The organism is Flavobacterium sp. AK-301, from assembly GCF_058310215.1.
Genome location: NZ_JBZEES010000009.1, coordinates 98,306 through 116,933 on the forward strand (window position 1 = coordinate 98,306; position 18,628 = coordinate 116,933).

Here is an 18,628-nt window from a genome sequence, read left to right on the forward strand (position 1 = left end):
TTAGCTTATGAAACGTCCACTATTCAATCAGAGGGTGTAACCGGATTGACGGCTATGCTTTTTGGGGGTTCTCTTAAGGGTTCCGGCGATCTGATATTTCTTGTTTCAGGAACTCCTTCTGCCAAAGGTGAGGCTAAATTCCCTTTGAGTATAGCAGGGATAAACTGTGAGTTTATTATTACCGTGAAGAATTCTTCAGATATTGAAGCTCCGGCTACAACTAATTTTACTTGTGATGAAAATAATCAATTAAATTTTACTACACTAAATGGTAAGCATATAATAAATGGAGAAGAAGTGACCGTTACTTATACTTCTAAAAATGTAACGGCTTATATTCATAAGGATACTAAATGTAATGTGACTATGGAACCTAATACTTTCTGGTTAGGGAATGCTATGAGTGGCAGTATTACTATTACCTTTTCCCGTCCTGTAACGAATGTAGGAATTGCGTTTACAGGAGCAAATACTGGTGAAGTGTTTACCTTTACAAGAAATGGGAAGCAACCCGTTCAACTAGAAGTTAGTAGTTCTTGCCAAGATAAAATAATCGTAACTGGTAATACAATAGGTTTTAAGGGGGCTATTCCGGGTGCGCCAGCAGGGGGAAATATTACTGTGGGGGGAGAATGGTTTACAGAGTTAAAACTTGAACATAATGGAAAAGAGGCTGGTTCTACATTGAGCTTCTGTCTAAGTAACGCCAATGCTTTATAAATAATAAAAAAAATTAATTTATATATTTTAAACCGTAGATTCTAAACCTGCGGTTTTTTTATTCTTCATAAGTTTTAGTTTTAACTAGTTTATATTATATGCTGCTTAATTATCCCTAATAGGTTAAAAGAAACGGGTTAGGAGATACTATTTTAATAATTAAAAAATCTGTTTTATCTTAAAGATAAAACAGATTTTTATTTAATCTATAAATTATTTACTTCTTAGAAGCAATACGCATTTTCTACAATTAATTTTGTTGCGATCGTTTCTCTTAAGGCTACTACATTTGGCATGTTAGTATATTTCGTGAAACGTTTCAGTCCCATTAACATCATACGTTGTTCATCGCCCTCTGTGAAAGAAATAATTCCTTCTTTACCTTTTAAACTGATGATGTCAACAGCGTGATATAAGTATAACTGAGCCATTGCGATTTGTTCTTTGATAGCGTCTTTACCTTTTGTTTTTGCTAGTTTTTCTACTCTCAAAATAGCAGATTCAGCCATATAGATTTCGATAAGCATATCAGAAGCAGCCATTAATAACTGTTGGTGGCTGTCAAGATCCGGACCGTATTTCTGAACTGCGCTTCCGGCAACCATAAGGAATGCTTTTTTCAGTTTAGCGATGATCTCTTTTTCTTCAGAGAATAATTCAGAATAATCAGGAGTGTCAAACGATGGTATACCCATTAATTCTTCTGCTACTTTCATTGCAGGACCTAATAAGTCTACATGTCCTTTCATTGCTTTTTTGATTAGCATACCCACGGATAACATTCTGTTGATTTCATTAGTACCTTCATAAATTCTCGCAATACGGGCATCTCTCCAGGCACTTTCCATTGGTGTGTCTTCAGAGAATCCCATACCGCCAAAGATTTGGATTCCTTCATCAGAACAACTTTGTATATCTTCTGAAACTGCTACTTTAAGAATAGAGCATTCTATAGCGAATTCTTCTACTCCTTTTAGTTCTGCTTCCTGGTGTGAAGCTCCTTCTGCAATACGGGCATTGATTCTGTCTTCAATACTTTTTGCAGCTCTGTAGGATGCAGATTCACCTACGAAACAGTTGGTTGCCATTTCGGCAATTTTAGAACGAATTGCTCCAAAACTTGAAATAGGTGTATTGAACTGGATTCTTTCGTTTGCATATTTTACAGAACCTGAAATAGTTCGACGTTGTGCATCTAAACATGCTGCTGCCAGTTTAATACGCCCAACGTTTAGTGCATTCATAGCGATTTTAAAACCATTACCTCTTTCGGAAAGCATATTTTCTACCGGAACTTTTGTTTCATTGAAAAACACCTGACGGGTAGAGGAGGCTCTGATCCCTAATTTGTGTTCTTCTTCATTCATTGAGATTCCGTTATTCGGATCGTTTTCTACAATAAATCCGGTAATGTTTTTATCGTCACCAATACGGGCAAATACGATGAACAAACTACAGAAACCTGCATTTGAAATCCACATTTTTTGTCCTGTGATCTTATAATGTGTTCCGTCTTCGGAAAGAACGGCTTTTGTTTTTCCGCTGTTAGCGTCAGATCCGGCTCCCGGTTCTGTTAAGCAATAGGCTCCAAACCATTCTCCGGTAGCTAATTTAGGAACATATTTTTTCTTTTGCTCTTCTGTACCATAAAGGGTAATTGGCATTGTTCCAATCCCCGTATGAGCCCCAAAAGCGGTAGAGAATGAACCTGTAGCTCCTGAGATATAGTCACATACTAACATAGTAGAAACAAATCCCATTCCTAATCCGCCATATTCCTCAGGAACGGATATACCAAGAAAACCAAGTTCTCCTGCTTTTTCCATTGTTTCTTTAGTGTAAGCATAGTCTTTTTTCTCAAAACGATCTTTATGTGGCCATAATTCTCTGTCAACGAACTCTTTTACAGAGTCACGCATCATAATTTGCTCTTCTGAAAAATCTTCAGGAGTGAAGATATCTTCGCACTTTGTTTCTTTTACAAGGAATTGTCCTCCTCTTGTTATTTCGCCCATCTTAATTATTATTTTAAATGTTGGTTAGTGTTTTGTTTTTTTAGATGAAAGAAGAAAGAATCAAGAAGAAAGAGAAACCTCTAGCTTATTAATAAATCCTGATGTCATCTTTTGAAATTCAATAATTTTATTTTCTATTTCTATTGTTTTCTCTTCCGAGAGGTATACGTTTTGAAACGCTATTAGTAATTGTGTTTGTAATTCGAAAGAAGAACCTAAACTAATATCAAGAAAATGTCTGAAATGCTTATTTCCTCTATTTGATCCTTCTGCAATATTAGAAGGCATAGAAACAGAAGATCTATTCATTTGACTGATTAATCCATATATTTCAGATTTTGGAAAATCTCTACATATTTTATGAATATCTGAAGCAATTTCCATGGATAAGACCCAGATTTTTAAATTCTTAAAATTATGTCTCATTGTAATTAATCTCTTTTTATCTCTTGTTTCTTATTGTCAATCTAAAAATACCACTCCGCCCTTTGGGCACCCCTCCAACGGAGGGGAAGTCGTAAGTATCTTTCTTCTTGACTCTTTCTTCTTGGTTCTTGACTCTTTTTTCTCTCTCCCTATAGAAGTTCATAAACTCCGGCTGTACCTTGTCCTGTTCCTACGCACATAGTAACAACACCATATTTACTGCCTCTTCGTTTCATTTCATCGAATAACTGAACGGATAGTTTAGCTCCGGTACATCCCAGAGGGTGTCCTAAAGCAATCGCACCGCCGTTTACGTTTACAATATCCGGATTGATTCCTAATTCGCGGATAACAGCCAGTGACTGAGAAGCGAAAGCTTCATTTAATTCAAACAAATCAATATCTTTCAGCTGTAAACCGGCTTGTTTTAAAGCTTTTGGAATTGCTTTTACCGGTCCGATTCCCATAATTCTCGGTTCAACGCCTGCTGATGCAAAATTGACTAGTCTTGCGATCGGTTCCAGTTTTAGTTCTTTTACCATTTCTTCGGACATTACCATGACAAATGCAGCACCATCACTCATTTGAGAAGAGTTTCCGGCTGTAACACTTCCGTCAGCAGCAAATACAGGACGTAATCCTGCTAATGCAGCAACGGAGGTTCCTGCTCTTGGACCTTCGTCTTTATTTACAACGTATGATTTAGTGGCTTTTTTACCGTTTTCGTCAACATATACCTGCTCTACTGTGATAGGAACGATTTGTTTATCGAATTTACCGTCTGCCTGCGCTTTTAAAGCCTTCATATGTGAATTATAGGCAAACTCGTCCTGATCTTCTCTGGATACGTTAAACTGCTTTGCAACGGCTTCAGCAGTCAGTCCCATTCCCCAGTAGTAACTTTCATGACCTTCTTTAGCAAGTTGGTAATCCGGAGTAGGTTTGTAACCTCCCATAGGAATATAACTCATGCTTTCTGCACCACCCGCAATAATACAGTGTGCCATTCCGGACTGGATCTTAGCGGTAGCCATACCGATTGTTTCTAATCCTGATGCACAGTAACGGTTTACAGTAACTCCGGGAACATCTTCGATTTTTAATCCCATTAATGAAATTAAACGTCCCACATTTAGTCCTTGTTCTGCTTCCGGCATTGCATTACCTACCATAACATCATCAATACGGGTTTTGTCGAAGTTAGGTAACTCATTCATAATATGCTGAATGGTTTCTGCTGCCAGTTCATCGGGTCTTTTAAATCGAAAGACTCCCTTTGGTGCTTTACCAACTGCAGTTCTATATGCTTTTACTATATATGCTGTTTTCATTTTAAATAGATTTTAGATTTTAGTATTGAGAATTGAGATTCTCAACAATACTTTTTTGAAATGAATAATTCATTTTTTGTATTTCCGTTATTAGACTTAAAATAGGGTCAATTTTAATTTTTTCAATTAAATTTAACTCATAAGTCAATATTAGCTGAGTTTGTAATTCGTATGAAGAACCATTTGAAACCCCTAAAAAATATTTAAATTCTTTATTTGAATTTCTTCCTGCTCCTTCTGCAATATTTGATGCAATTGATACGGCACATCTTTTTATTTGTAATGATAAACCGTATTTTTCATTTTCAGGCAGATCAATAAGAACTGTATAAACTTTTTTAGTAAGTTCAATTGATTTCTGCCAAATTTTTAAATCATCTACTTTATGCATTTTATACTACTGTTTTATAACTCATTACTAATATCTCAATACTCAATACTAGTTTCGTAACGGTTTCCCTGTTTTCAACATTTGTTGTATTCTTTCCAGTGTCTTTTTCTCTGTTGTTAAAGACAGGAAGGCTTCTCTTTCCAGGTCTAATAAATATTGTTCAGTAACAAGAGTTGCTTCTGATAAGTCACCACCAGCCATTACATAGGCTAGTTTATTAGCGATTTTTTTGTCGTGTTCTGAAATATATTTACCGGCTTCCATACTGTCTGTTCCTACTAAGAACATTCCTAAAGCTTGTTTTCCAAGTACTTTTACATCTTTTCTGTGTACCGGTTGGGTATATCCTGCTTCGGTTAGCAGTAAAGCGTGTTTCTTTGCTTCGGCGATCTGACGGTCTTTATTGACAACGACTACATCTTTTCCGTGTTGTAATATTCCTAAATCGTATGCTTCATAGGCTGAGGTAGATACTTTTGCGGTACCGATTGCTAAGAAATATTCCTGTAATACATTTAGTTCAACATCATTTTTACGGAACAGGTCGGAGGCTCTTAAAGCCATCTCTTTAGATCCACCACCACCAGGGATAAGACCTACGCCAAATTCAACCAGTCCAATATACGTTTCTGCAGCAGCAACTACTTTGTCAGCATGCATACTCATTTCACATCCGCCACCTAATGTCATTCCGTGAGGAGCAACCACTACCGGAATACCGGAATACCGGATACGCATCATTGTGTCCTGGAACATTCTGATAGCCATATTTAATTCGTCATATTCCTGCTCGATAGCCATCATGAAAATCATGGCTAAATTTGCTCCTACAGAGAAATTAGGTCCTTGATTACCAATAACTAATCCGCTGTATTCTTTTTCTGCAAGATCAATAGCTTTATTGATTCCTTGTAATACGCCACTTCCAACGGTATTCATTTTAGACTGAAATTCCAGATTTAAAATTCCGTCTCCAAGGTCCTGAATAATAGCTTCGCTGTTACTCCATACTTTTTTACTTTCACGGATATTATTTAGAATAATAAAAGCATCTTGTCCCGGGATTTTCTCTTGTGCTTTAGTCGGGATATTATAGAAATACGAAGCTCCTTCTTTAATCGTGTAGAAACTTTTGTTTCCGGAAGCGATCATATCATTTACCCATGCAGCTGGTGTGTGACCTTCTGCTTTCATCATTTCAATTGCTTTTTCAACTCCTATAGCATCCCATATTTCAAATGGACCGTTTTCCCATCCGAATCCGGCTTTCATGGCATCATCCAGTTTGTATAACTGATCTGAAATTTCCGGAATTCTGTTTGATACATAAGCAAACAGGGCAGAGAAGCTTTTACGGTAAAATTCTCCGGCTTTGTCTGTTCCTTTTACTAAAACTTTAAAACGGTCAACTGGTTTGTCAATCGTTTTTGTCAGTTCAAGCGTTGTAAAATTTGCTTTTTTATTAGGTCTGTATTCTAATGTATTCAGGTCTAATGAAAGAATGTCTTTACCTTCTTTTTTGTAGAATCCTTGTCCTGATTTGCTTCCCAGCCAGTTGTTAGTCATCATGGTATTGATGAAATCAGGAAGTTTAAACAGGTCATGCGCTTCATCATTAGGACAGTTTTCATATAAACCGTTGGCAACATGAACTAAAGTGTCCAGACCCACAACGTCTACTGTTCTGAATGTAGCTGACTTTGGACGTCCGATAACGGGACCTGTCAGTTTATCTACTTCTTCGATAGTCATGTCTAATTCCTTAACCAAATGGAAAAGACTCATGATTCCGAAGATACCGATTCTGTTTCCAATGAATGCAGGTGTGTCTTTAGCGACAACAGATGTTTTTCCTAAGAATTTTTCACCATATATGGTAAGGAAATCCAGTACTTCAGTTGAAGTTTTTGGACCTGGAATGATTTCGAATAATTTTAAATAACGTGCTGGATTGAAGAAGTGCGTTCCGCAGAAATGTTTCTGGAAATCTTCGCTACGACCTTCACTCATAAAGTGAATAGGAATACCGGAAGTGTTTGAAGTAATTAGTGTTCCCGGTTTTCTGAATTTTTCGATTTGTTCAAATACTTTCTGTTTGATATCCAGTCTTTCAACAACAACTTCAATAATCCAGTCTACAGAGGCTATTTTAGCCATATCATCTTCCGTATTTCCGGTCGTGATTCGACTGGCGAATTTTTGATCGTAAATAGGAGATGGTTTTGATTTTAAAGCATTTGCTAAATGATCATTTACTAATCTGTTGCGCACTGCTTTACTTTCTAATGTTAATCCTTTTTTTTGTTCTGCTTCTGTCAGTTCTCTCGGAACTATGTCGAGCAGTAACACTTCTACGCCAATGTTAGCGAAATGTGAAGCAATACCGGACCCCATAATACCGGACCCTATGACAGCCACTTTTTTAATAATTCGTTTCATTTTATAATTTGTTTGTTGTTTTAATTAGGAAACTCATTACTTCAATGAATAAAAGAAGAAGTAATTGAATTTCTATACTTTAATATTATTTGAAAATTTTTTTCTCAGTAATTAATTCATTAATGATTTCAGCCACTTCGGTAAAATGCTGAAGTTTTCTTTCTGAAACGTGACTTTTTATAGTCTCATTGAATTTTAATACTGTTTCTTTCGAAAGTTCTCTTTTTTCTTTACCTAATTTAGTCAGGTAAATTAAAACACCACGACCATCTACCGGATTTTTTTTTCGGATAATCAGTCCTTTTTCTTCCATAGATTTCAGAGTTCGTGTTAAACTCGTGGCTTCCATTCCCATTCTGGGACCTAATGTTGTAGAAGGAGTTCCTTCGTCTTTGTCAATACTTAATAACGTAAATCCGGTTGCCATTGTAGCAGCGTATTTTGCTGCTTCTTCGTTATACATTCTGGCAACTGACTGCCAGGTAGCTCTTAAAATATAATCTATAGTTTTATCCTTCATTGCTTTTTGATTCTCTCAAATATAGAAATATTTATTATGCACGCATAATAAATATTGTTAATTTTATATAAAAAAAGCTCCTCTGTAAAACAGAGGAGCTTTTGTATATTACTTAATTTCGTATATTTTATTGTATAATTGCTGGTAGATACCAATTATTACCTTTCTTTTTAACTTTAGAGTAGGAGTGAGGTGCCCCAGTTCTATTGACCAGACTTCGGGTGTTAATTCAAAACGTTTTACTTGTTCCCAGTTCCCGAATTTCTTATTGTAGTAGTTTACTTCTTTCTGAATTCGGTCGATTACTCGTTGGTTTGAAATAATTTCCTGGTTAGTAGTTCCAATATTTATTTTTTTACGGGCTGCCCATTGTTTTAAAAACTGAAAATCTGGTTGTATAAAAGCGGCAGGCATTTTTTCGCCATCGCCAATTACCATTATCTGCTCAATGAAACGGGATTGTTTCATTGTATTTTCAATCATCTGCGGAGCAACGTATTTTCCTCCGGAAGTTTTAAACATTTCTTTTTTACGATCTGTAATTTTAAGAAAACCTTCGCTATCTAGTTCTCCGATGTCTCCGGTATGGAAGTAGCCGTCTGTTAGCGCTTCTTTTGTTTTTTCAGGATCTTTGAAATAACCCATCATCACATTAGGTCCTTTACACAGGATTTCTCCGTCTTCAGCAATTTTAACTTCCTGATCATGAAGTACTTTTCCTACTGTACCGATTTTGAAACCTCTGTTTCTTTGATCGTTAACGGCTATTACCGGTGAAGTCTCTGTTAATCCGTAACCTTCCATTACGGGTATTTTTGCAGCTGCAAAAACACGGGTTAATCTTGGCTGAAGTGCTGCACTTCCGGAAACCATTAATTTTAGATTACCGCCTAAGGCTTCCTGCCATTTACTGAAGATTAGCTTTCTTGCTATGGATAATCGGAATCCATACCACCAGCCATTTGCTCCGTAAGGTTCATATTTTAAACCTAAGTCAATAGCCCAGAAAAACAGTTTCTTTTTTATTCCTGTTAATTCAGCTCCTTTAGCATAGATCTTATCATATACTTTTTCTAATAATCTTGGAACTGCAGTGATTACATTTGGTTTTACTTCTTTAAGATTATCACTCATTTTGTCTATAGATTCAGCGAAGTAAATAGCGACACCATAATATTGGTAGAGATAGAGAATCATTCTTTCAAAAATATGACACACGGGAAGGAAACTCAGACCTCTGAATTTACCTGCTTCAAATGGAACTCTGTATGAGCTTGCCAGAACATCTGAAACAATATTTTTATGAGACAACATTACTCCTTTGGGGCGTCCTGTTGTTCCTGATGTATATATTATAGTAGCCAAATCTTCTGTAGTAATCGTGTTTTTTATGGCTTCAACTTCAGCCTGATTGCTTTCATCTGTTCCTAAATCTAATAGTTCCTGCCAGTTTTTACAACCCTCAATTATATCGAAAGAATATACTTCTTTCATATGAGGAAGGTTCTTGAGAATTGCTTTTAATTTTTCATAAACTACAACATCTGAGATAAAACAGTATTTTGCTTCACTATGGTTTAATATATATTCATAATCTTCTTCGGATATGGTAGGATAGACCGGTACGTTTTGCGCTCCTGTTTGTAAAATACCGATATCTAAAATATTCCATTCTGTTCTGTTCGTCGAGGAAATTACTGCTATTTTATCGTCTTTCCGGATTCCGATCCTTAACAGGGCTCTCGAAATCATATTTGCTTTTTTAATATATTCTTCCGTAGATGTTTTTATCCATTCTCCGTTGTGTTTCGTAACTAAAGCATCAGGAAGGTTGTATTTCTCTAACTGATAATATGGAAAATCAAATAATCTAGTAATTTCTGCCATAATTTTTTAAAGTTTTAATGCTTGCAAATTAGGAAAATAAAAATTAAAAGACAATTTTATTTTATTATGATAATAAATTCTAATAAAAAGATATTTAATTCTTATTTTTAAAGGAGTTGTAACCAATTGTAGATAATAATATTGTTGACTAAAACACAGTTTTTATTTAAAATAAAATGATATATATCTACTATACCGGATTGTATAAACACTTGTAAATGTTTATACAAAGAAGTTTATAATTCAAATTTTCTTTTTAAAATAAATGGTATTATTTTTTTTATAAAAATTAAATAAGTAACTTCATCACAGGTTTTTTAATCTAAAGTCTATAGGATTATAATATGTCTTAAATCATAGTTAATCCCGGATATTTAACCCCGAATATCCTTTGTTGTAATATAGTATTCTTATATAAATCACCCTATAATTTGAGGATATAATTAAAAAATTATTTTAATTAATAAGCCGTATTTATGAACATGAAAAATAACAATTAAAATAGATTAGTATGATACCAAAAACAATGAAAGCTGCGGTTGTCCGTGAATTTGGACAGCCTTTACAGATTGAACAGGTGGAAGTTAAAGCTCCCGGAAGAAATCAGATATTAGTAAAAATAATCGCAAGTGGTGTATGTCATACTGATTTGCATGCTGTTGAGGGAGACTGGCCCGTAAAACCAAAAATGCCTCTGGTTCCCGGACATGAGGGAGTGGGTTATGTAGTAGCCGTTGGTCCGGATGTGAAAAATGTAAAAGAAGGTGATGCTGTAGGAGTGCCTTGGTTATACAGTGCCTGCGGTTGTTGTGATCATTGTATTACCGGATGGGAAACATTATGTGATACACAACAAAACGGAGGATATAGTGTAGATGGTAGTTTTGCCGAATATGTAATTGCAGATGCAAGATATGTAGGGATTCTTCCTGCTAATGTAAACTTCCTTGAAATGGCTCCTATTTTATGTGCAGGGGTTACGGTTTATAAAGGATTGAAAGAAACGGAAGCAAAACCGGGAGAATGGGTTGCTATTTCCGGAATAGGTGGTTTAGGTCATGTGGCGGTTCAATATGCTAAGGCAATGGGATTACATGTTGCGGCTATCGATGTTGCGGATGATAAATTAGATCTTGCAAAGCGTCTGGGCGCTGATTTGGTAGTAAATGCATTAAACCAGAATCCGGGTGAATATCTTAAAAAAGAGGTAGGAGGAATGCATGGTGCTTTAATTACTGCGGTATCTCCGATTGCTTTTAGACAGGGGCTTGAAACTTTAAGAAAAAAAGGAACTATCGCTCTGAACGGATTACCTCCGGGAAGTTTTGATCTGCCTATTTTTGATACGGTTCTGAACAGAATTACGGTGAGAGGTTCTATTGTAGGGACTCGTAAGGATTTACAGGAAGCTATAGAATTTGCCAATGAAGGTAAAGTAAAGGCTACTGTAACGACTGCTAAATTAGAAGATGTTAACGAAGTTTTTGATAAAATGAAAGCGGGTAAAATTGATGGAAGAATCGTTTTAGAAATTGCTAAGGCTTAACGAAAAGTTTTTTACTTATAAATAAAAAATCCTGTTTAATTAGTATTAAACAGGATTTTTATATTTTATTATATGAAAGTTACTTCGCATACATTTCCTCAATAAGTTCTTTAAATTTTTCGAGAACTATTTTTCTTCTTACTTTTAAGGTAGGTGTTATTTCACCTGCATCCATTTCAAAATCAGCAGGTAACAGCTGAAATCTTTTGATTTGTTCAAATCCGGCTAAATGAGATTGTATTCCATTTATTTTTTCATGATAGAACGTTTTAATTTGTGGATGATCAACCAGTTCTTTCATTGTATTAAATGGAATATTGTTGCTTTCGGCAAACTTTTTTAAGGCTTCAAAATTAGGTACCAGTAAAGCGGTTACATAAGGTCTGTTATCTCCAACGATTACTGCTTGTTGTATAAAATTATCATTGGTAAGCAGATTTTCAATAGGCTGAGGACAAACATATTTTCCGTTTGAGGTTTTCATCAAATCTTTGATTCGGTCGATTATGATTAGATTACCTTCATCATCAAATTTTCCGGCATCTCCGGTTCTAAACCATCCGTCTTGAGTAAAGACTTTATTGGTTTCTTCTTCTTTTTTATAATAGCCTTTAAATACGCCATATCCTTTTATCAGAATCTCGTTTTCTTCTCCAAAAGCGATCTGAACGCCTGTCATTGGTTTTCCGGCTGTTCCGTGTTCATAGTTTACAAAAGGAAAAGCAGTTACAGTTGCAGTGGTTTCTGTTAGTCCGTATCCAATAGTCAGATGAACGCCCATAGCATCAAAAAACTCGGTAATATTAGCGGTAATCGAAGCTCCTCCAACGGGAATAAACCATAAATTTCCTCCTAACTGTTCTTTTACTTTTTTAAATGCCAGTCCATCTGCCAGTTTGTATTTCAGACCTAAAAAGAAAGGTATTTTTTGTCCTCTTCTTTTTAGATCGGCTACTTTATAGCCAACGGTAAGAGACCATTTAAAGAACTTTTGTGTAAAGTTCGAACTGTTATCTATCTTTTCATTAACGGAGTTAAAGATCTTCTGGAAAAGTCTTGGAACGGTACACATTGTGGTCGGTTTGACTTCCAGTAGATACTGGGCAATCTCTTTGGGATATTCACAAAAACTAATTTGTCCTCCACAGGAAAGAATAAAGGAACTCCAGCATTTTTCAAAAATGTGGCTTAAAGGTAGAAAAACAAGTGAATTTTCGTCTTTAGGATACAGATTGAAAAATTCAATATGTGCTTCGTGGACCTCGATATAATTACCATGAGACAGTACGACACCTTTTGGTTCTCCGGTAGTACCGGAAGTATAAATGATAGAAACAGTATCTTCTTTTTCTCTTGGGCATACTTCACATTCTGTAGATTTGCCTTTAATCATTTCATAGAAATGATGTGAGTTTTCGCTCTTCAGTTCAATAGTGTTTTTAGCTACAATAATATGTTTCAGAAAACTACTTTTTGAATAGATTTCAAGGGCGTTATCGTATTGTTTCTGCGCACCGACCAGTATAATTTTAGTTTCTGTTTCATCTAAAATATATTTTGCCTGATCAGCAGTAGAGGTTGCATATACCGGAACGGTAACAGCTCCAACATTCAATATGGCAAAATTCATAATCATCCATTGCGGGATATTATCTGCATATATTGCAATAGTATCATCCGGTTTTGCTCCCAGTTCTTTTAAAGCATTGGCAGTTTGTTTGATCAGATCATGAAATTCTTCCCACGAATAGGTCTTCCACTCATTGTTCTCTTTAAAATTTAAAGCTGTTTTGGTTGATAATTTGCGATTATCCAGTATTATTTGTGAGAAGTTCATATTTCTGTTTTAGGATTATTTGAGACTGTTTTTTTCGATCCATTTTCTGGCGTTAACAAAACCTTCCATCCATGGGGAAACTTCGTCGTTTCTGTCTTTTGGATAGTTTGCCCAGTGCCATTGAAAGGCGGAACGTTCGATATGCGGCATCATTACTAAATGACGTCCGTCATTACTGGTCATCATAGCGGTGTTATAATCAGAACCGTTTGGATTGGCAGGATAACCTTCATAAGCGTATTTTGCTACGATCTGATATTTATCTTCGCTATAAGGTAACTGGAATTTTCCTTCTCCGTGAGACACCCAAACTCCTAGTTTACTGCCTTCTAAGGTAGATAACATTACAGAATTGTTTTTTTGTACGGTTACTGAGGTAAAGATACTTTCGTGTTTCTGAGATTCGTTATGCAACATTTTTGGTTTTTCGGAATGATCCGGGTTAATTAATCCCAGTTCTACGAATAATTGACATCCGTTACAGATACCAATGGACAGGGTGTCTTCTCTTTTAAAGAAGTTGTCCAGAGCTGTTTTTGCTTTTTCATTGTATAAGAAAGCACCTGCCCATCCTTTAGCAGAACCCAGAACATCTGAATTAGAGAATCCTCCAACTGCTCCGATGAATTGAATATCTTCCAGATTTTCACGACCGGATATCAGATCGGTCATGTGAATGTCTTTTACATCAAATCCGGCAAGATACATCGCATTTGCCATTTCTCTTTCGGAGTTACTTCCTTTTTCACGTAGAATAGCAGCTTTAGGCCTTGGTTTAGAAGTATCGATAACTGGTTTTTTTCCGTCAAAATGAGCTGGGAAAATATATTCTAATGGCTGATTTTTATAGTTATCAAAACGTTCTTTTGCTTTTCCGTTTTTAGATTGTTTCTGATCCAGTAAATAAGAAGTTCTAAACCATACGTCTCTCAGATGTCGAATGTCGAATGTCGAATGTTGAACGCCAGAACCGGAATGTTGAATTTCTAATATACCGGAATCTGTTACGGTTCCTATTTTAAAGAATTCAATCTGGTTTTTGTTTAATTTATCTTCTATTAGGGTATCTGTTTTTGCCTGGAACACGATTCCGATGTTTTCGGCAAACAGAATTTTTACAAGGTCTTTTTCGGCAAATGCGGAGAAATCTATTTTTGCTCCTAGGTTAGTGTCGGCAAAACACATTTCTAACAGAGTGGTGATAAGACCACCGCTTCCGATATCGTGTCCGGCAACAATTGTATTTTCTGTGATTAGTTCCTGAACGGTATTGAATGCTTTTTTGAAAAAAGCAGCCTCTTTTATGGTTGGTGCTTCATTTCCTATTTTATTCAGTATCTGGGCAAAGGATGAGCCTCCCAGTTTATACTGATCTTGTGAAAGGTTGATATAATAAAGAGAACCACCGTCTTTTTGTAAAACGGGTTCTACTACTTTGCGAATGTCATTACAGTTTCCTCCTGCGGAAATAATAACGGTTCCGGGTGCAATTACTTCCTGATTTGGATATTTTTGTTTCATGGAAAGAGAATCTTTTCCTGTCGGAATATTGATTCCCAGTTCGATAGCAAAATCAGAACAGGCTTTTACTGCTTCGTATAAACGGGCATCTTCACCTTCGTTTTTACATGCCCACATCCAGTTGGCAGAAAGGGAGATTCCTTTTAAACCGTCTTTTATCGGAGCCCATATAATATTAGATAGGGCTTCGGCAATGGCATTTCTGCTGCCGGCAACGGGATCAATTAAAGCGGCAACGGGGGAGTGTCCTACGGAAGTTGCGATTCCTTCTTTTCCTAAATAATCTAGTGCCATTACACCACAGTTATTTAAAGGCAGTTGTAAGGGACCTGCGCATTGTTGTTTAGCAACACGTCCGCCAACGCAACGGTCTACTTTGTTGGTTAACCAGTCTTTACAGGCTACTGCTTCTAGTTGTAGTACTTTTTCTAAATAGTTTGGGATGTTTTCCGGAGTATATTCTAATGCTGTATATTTTCTGTTAATCGTTGTATCGGTCATAACTACTTTTGGAGAGCTTCCGAACATATCTTCTAGTGCGAAATCCATCGGTTTAGCACCTGTGGTAGCAGATTCAAAAGTAAAACGATGATTGCCTGTAACATCACCTACGGGATACATTGGTGAACGTTCACGGTCAGCAATTCGTTGTAAGGTGTCAATATCTTTTTGTCCGATCACTAATCCCATTCTTTCCTGAGATTCGTTACCGATGATCTCTTTAGCAGAAAGGGTAGGATCTCCTACGGGCAATTTATCAAGGTCGATTTTTCCGCCTGTTTCTTCTACTAATTCAGAAAGGCAGTTTAAATGTCCACCTGCTCCGTGATCGTGAATGGATACAATCGGATTATGATCGCTTTCTACTAATCCACGAACGGCATTAGCAGCACGTTTCTGCATTTCCGGATTGGAACGTTGTATGGCGTTTAATTCGATTCCGGAACTGAAAGCACCTGTGTCTGCTGATGAAACAGCAGCGCCACCCATTCCAATTCTGTAGTTTTCTCCACCAAGAATCACGATTTTATCTCCTGTTTGTGGTTTTTGTTTTATGGATTGTTCTTCTTTTCCGTAACCGATTCCTCCGGCAAGCATAATTACTTTATCGAAACCTAATTTACGGGCTTCTTCTTCATGTTCGAATGTAAGAACGGAACCTGTAATTAAAGGTTGACCGAATTTGTTTCCAAAGTCAGACGCACCATTAGAGGCTTTAATTAAAATATCCATTGGTGTCTGATATAACCATTTTCTTTCTTCCATTCCGTTTTCCCATGGACGATTTTCTTCCAGACGGGAATAGGAAGTCATATAAACGGCTGTTCCTGCAAGTGGTAAGGAACCTTGTCCTCCGGCTAAACGATCTCTGATTTCTCCTCCTGATCCTGTTGCAGCTCCGTTAAAGGGCTCTACTGTGGTCGGGAAGTTATGGGTTTCTGCTTTTAATGAGATAACGGAATTAAAGTCTTTTGTTTCGTAAAAATCAGCTTTATCGGCACTTTTTGGTGCGAACTGTTGTACTTTAGGTCCTTTTACAAAAGCGACATTATCTTTATAAGCAGATACAATTGTATTTGGGTTCTCTGCTGCTGTTTTTTTGATTAATTTGAATAAAGAGGAGGGTTTTTCTTCTCCGTCAATAACGAAAGTTCCGTTAAAAATCTTATGTCGGCAGTGTTCTGAATTTACTTGTGAAAATCCGAAGACTTCCGAGTCGGTCAGTTTTCTGTTTAGTTTCTTAGAAAGGTTATTCAGATAATCTACTTCTTCCTGGCTTAAGGATAAACCTTCTTTTATATTGTAAGCAGCAATGTCGTCAATTTCCAGAATAGGTTCCGGCGGGATATTTATGGTATAAATTTCCTGATTGAGTTGTTTGTATTTTTGTGAAAGCATCGGATCAAAATCGGAAAAATCAGCATTTACTTTTTGAAATTCTTCGATTCTGATAATTCCCTCAATTGCCATATTCTGAGTAATTTCTACGGCATTAGTGCTCCATGGAGTAACCATTGCGGCACGTGGTCCAACAAAAAAAGCATCTAATGATGCCTCAGGGTTGTTTATAATGGTATTTGGATTTTCATTTGTGCAGGCAAAAAGCCAGTTTAATTTTGAAATGTCTTGCGTTGAAAGTTCTTTTTGCGTTTGAACAGCAAAAACAGTGTTGCTTTGGTTTCCAAAGAAGTGAATCATCGTTATGTAGTTAGTGTTGTGGTTTTGTTCGCACAAATTTAGTTTAAAAAACTATTATTTACAAAGTATTTGTCGAAGGTGAGATGTAAAATGTTTTTTGTGAGAAGTATCAGAACTGGATATTTGGAATAATTAAAAAATTTAAAGATTTTGAGAGAACCATTTTTCATATCCTATTTTTACAACATTTTACATTTTACAAAAAACATTTTACATTATGGTATTGTTATCTTTATCTTCTGAGTTTATAGTCTATTTACTAATTTCGTATTTTTGCGTTTTTAAAAGCGATAATTATGTCATTTGATAAAGATAAAATATTAGCATTCTGTAATCAGTTCTCAAAAAACACTTTGATAAGTACTTTGGATATGGAATTTATAGACGCAGGAGAAGGTTTTTTAGTAGCTAAAATGCCAGTTAATTCAAAAGTACATCAGCCCATGGGTTTATTGCACGGAGGAGCGTCTGTAGCACTTGCGGAAAGTGTGGGAAGTGCTGCTTCGATGTTGTTTATTAATCCGGAAACAGAAGAGGTGAGGGGTATTGAAATTTCTGCCAATCATTTAAAAAGCAAAAGAGAAGGTGTGGTTTACGGAACCGCCCGAATCATTCATAAAGGAAGATCGATTCATTTATGGGAAATAAAAATTACGGATGAAAATGATAATCTGATTTCGCTTTGTAAGCTTACCAATATGGTTTTACCAATTAAAAAATAAATCATTATGGATGATTTTTTTACTAAAGTAAGGACACAATACGAGCAACAGCTGCCTTTTGTTATTTATAACAAACCGAATAATAAAAAATTGGTCGGTCTTTTTCAGAAAAATGATCATTTATATTTTGCAAATGACTTTACAGAGACCGGTTTTGTTATGGCGCCATTTGACAGTAACGAAAGTGCGGTTTTGTTTCCGGAGGAATATTCGGAAATTATTATTACAAAGTTTAAGAAGCGCAAGATAGAGTCGGATGTGGTACTGAACAGGAAGGAAAATACTGTTGTAAAGGCAATGCATGAAACTTTAGTAAATAAAGCTATTCAGGAAATTGAGGCAGGTTATTTTAATAAAGTGGTTTTGTCTCGTCAGGAGATAGTCAAAATTTCGAATTTTGATCTGATTCGGTTTATTGATAGATTACTGAATATTTATCCTTCTGCTTTTACATATTGTTGGTTTCATCCTAAAGTAGGTTTGTGGATGGGGGCAACTCCGGAACAGTTATTAAAGGCTAAAGAAAATACTTTTAAAACGGTTTCTCTTGCCGGAACACAAAGATATACAGACACAGAAAATGTAGTCTGGGAAAATAAAGAAAAAGAGGAACAGCAGTTTGTAACGGATTTTATTTTGGATAATCTAAAGAAATTTACAACGGAAATTTCTGTTTCCAGCCCTTATACTGCGCGGGCAGGGAGTTTACTGCATTTAAAAACAGATATTCAAGGGGTATTAAGTTTGGTTTTTCCATTAAAACAGGTTTTGGCTGTGCTGCATCCGACCCCTGCGGTGTGTGGAGTGCCAAAACTGCTTGCTAAAGATTTTATACTGGTAAATGAAGGTTATAATCGTTCGTTCTATGCCGGTTTCATTGGGGAGCTAAATAAGAATTTTGTCAATAAAAAAAGAAATACGGATTTGTATGTCAATTTGAGATGCATGTCGATAAAGGAAAATCGGGCAACTTTATTTGTCGGAGGCGGAATTAATAAGGGAAGTATTCCTGAAAAGGAATGGACAGAAACAGTCAATAAAACGATGACCATGAAAAAAATAATTAATTAAAGT

13 protein-coding genes are annotated in these 18,628 nt (G+C 36.1%); 4 read left to right on the forward strand and 9 right to left on the reverse strand.

All coding sequences use genetic code 11. The features are described from left to right. The coding region (locus tag AC4FQX_RS12090) for a hypothetical protein (RefSeq protein ID WP_491167962.1) at positions 1-720 on the forward strand (720 nt) is incomplete at its 5' end. A gap of 224 nt (positions 721-944) precedes the next feature. Here the strand turns inward: AC4FQX_RS12090 and AC4FQX_RS12095 are convergent. The 7 genes from AC4FQX_RS12095 to AC4FQX_RS12125 form a co-directional block, all read right to left on the reverse strand. Further along, entirely contained in the window at positions 945-2,735 is a 1,791-nt protein-coding gene (locus AC4FQX_RS12095; protein ID WP_491167963.1) for an acyl-CoA dehydrogenase FadE, read from the reverse strand. 60 nt (positions 2,736-2,795) lie between these two features. Next, on the reverse strand, positions 2,796-3,161 hold the full coding sequence (locus tag AC4FQX_RS12100) for a four helix bundle protein (protein WP_491167964.1): 366 nt from the start codon (positions 3,159-3,161) through the stop codon (positions 2,796-2,798). Between the two features lie 149 nt (positions 3,162-3,310). Then, positions 3,311-4,492 carry a thiolase family protein gene (locus AC4FQX_RS12105; RefSeq protein WP_491167965.1) on the reverse strand — a complete coding sequence of 394 codons (1,182 nt, stop codon included), beginning with the start codon at positions 4,490-4,492 and terminating at the stop codon, positions 3,311-3,313. Positions 4,493-4,511: 19 nt separating this feature from the next. Continuing rightward, complete coding sequence (locus AC4FQX_RS12110) at positions 4,512-4,883, reverse strand: four helix bundle protein (protein ID WP_491167966.1); 372 nt, start codon at positions 4,881-4,883, stop codon at positions 4,512-4,514. A 48-nt stretch (positions 4,884-4,931) separates the two neighbouring features. Then, the gene (locus AC4FQX_RS12115) at positions 4,932-7,322 is read right to left on the reverse strand and encodes a 3-hydroxyacyl-CoA dehydrogenase/enoyl-CoA hydratase family protein (RefSeq protein ID WP_491167967.1); all 2,391 of its coding nucleotides are present in this window, start codon (positions 7,320-7,322) and stop codon (positions 4,932-4,934) included. An 85-nt stretch (positions 7,323-7,407) separates the two neighbouring features. After that, entirely contained in the window at positions 7,408-7,842 is a 435-nt protein-coding gene (locus AC4FQX_RS12120; protein WP_491167968.1) for a MarR family winged helix-turn-helix transcriptional regulator, read from the reverse strand. A 108-nt stretch (positions 7,843-7,950) separates the two neighbouring features. After that, positions 7,951-9,729 (reverse strand): AMP-dependent synthetase/ligase, encoded by a 1,779-nt coding sequence (locus AC4FQX_RS12125; protein ID WP_491167969.1) that lies wholly within the window; start codon positions 9,727-9,729, stop codon positions 7,951-7,953. Between the two features lie 511 nt (positions 9,730-10,240). Here AC4FQX_RS12125 and adhP point away from each other — a divergent pair. Next, a complete protein-coding gene (adhP, locus tag AC4FQX_RS12130) occupies positions 10,241-11,275 on the forward strand; it encodes an alcohol dehydrogenase AdhP (RefSeq protein WP_491167970.1) in 1,035 nt (344 codons plus the stop codon). 79 nt (positions 11,276-11,354) lie between these two features. On the opposite strand, the gene AC4FQX_RS12135 is transcribed toward adhP, so the two are convergent. Further along, positions 11,355-13,112 (reverse strand): AMP-dependent synthetase/ligase, encoded by a 1,758-nt coding sequence (locus tag AC4FQX_RS12135; protein ID WP_491167971.1) that lies wholly within the window; start codon positions 13,110-13,112, stop codon positions 11,355-11,357. A 15-nt stretch (positions 13,113-13,127) separates the two neighbouring features. Next, the gene (gene purL / locus AC4FQX_RS12140; protein WP_491167972.1) at positions 13,128-16,832 is read right to left on the reverse strand and encodes a phosphoribosylformylglycinamidine synthase; all 3,705 of its coding nucleotides are present in this window, start codon (positions 16,830-16,832) and stop codon (positions 13,128-13,130) included. A gap of 296 nt (positions 16,833-17,128) precedes the next feature. On the opposite strand from purL, the gene AC4FQX_RS12145 reads away from it, so the two are divergent. Both AC4FQX_RS12145 and AC4FQX_RS12150 read left to right on the forward strand, forming a co-directional pair. Then, on the forward strand, positions 17,129-17,554 hold the full coding sequence (locus tag AC4FQX_RS12145; RefSeq protein WP_491167973.1) for a PaaI family thioesterase: 426 nt from the start codon (positions 17,129-17,131) through the stop codon (positions 17,552-17,554). A 6-nt stretch (positions 17,555-17,560) separates the two neighbouring features. After that, positions 17,561-18,625, forward strand: coding sequence for an isochorismate synthase (locus AC4FQX_RS12150; protein WP_491167974.1), 1,065 nt, complete (start codon positions 17,561-17,563; stop codon positions 18,623-18,625). Positions 18,626-18,628: the final 3 nt, after the last annotated feature.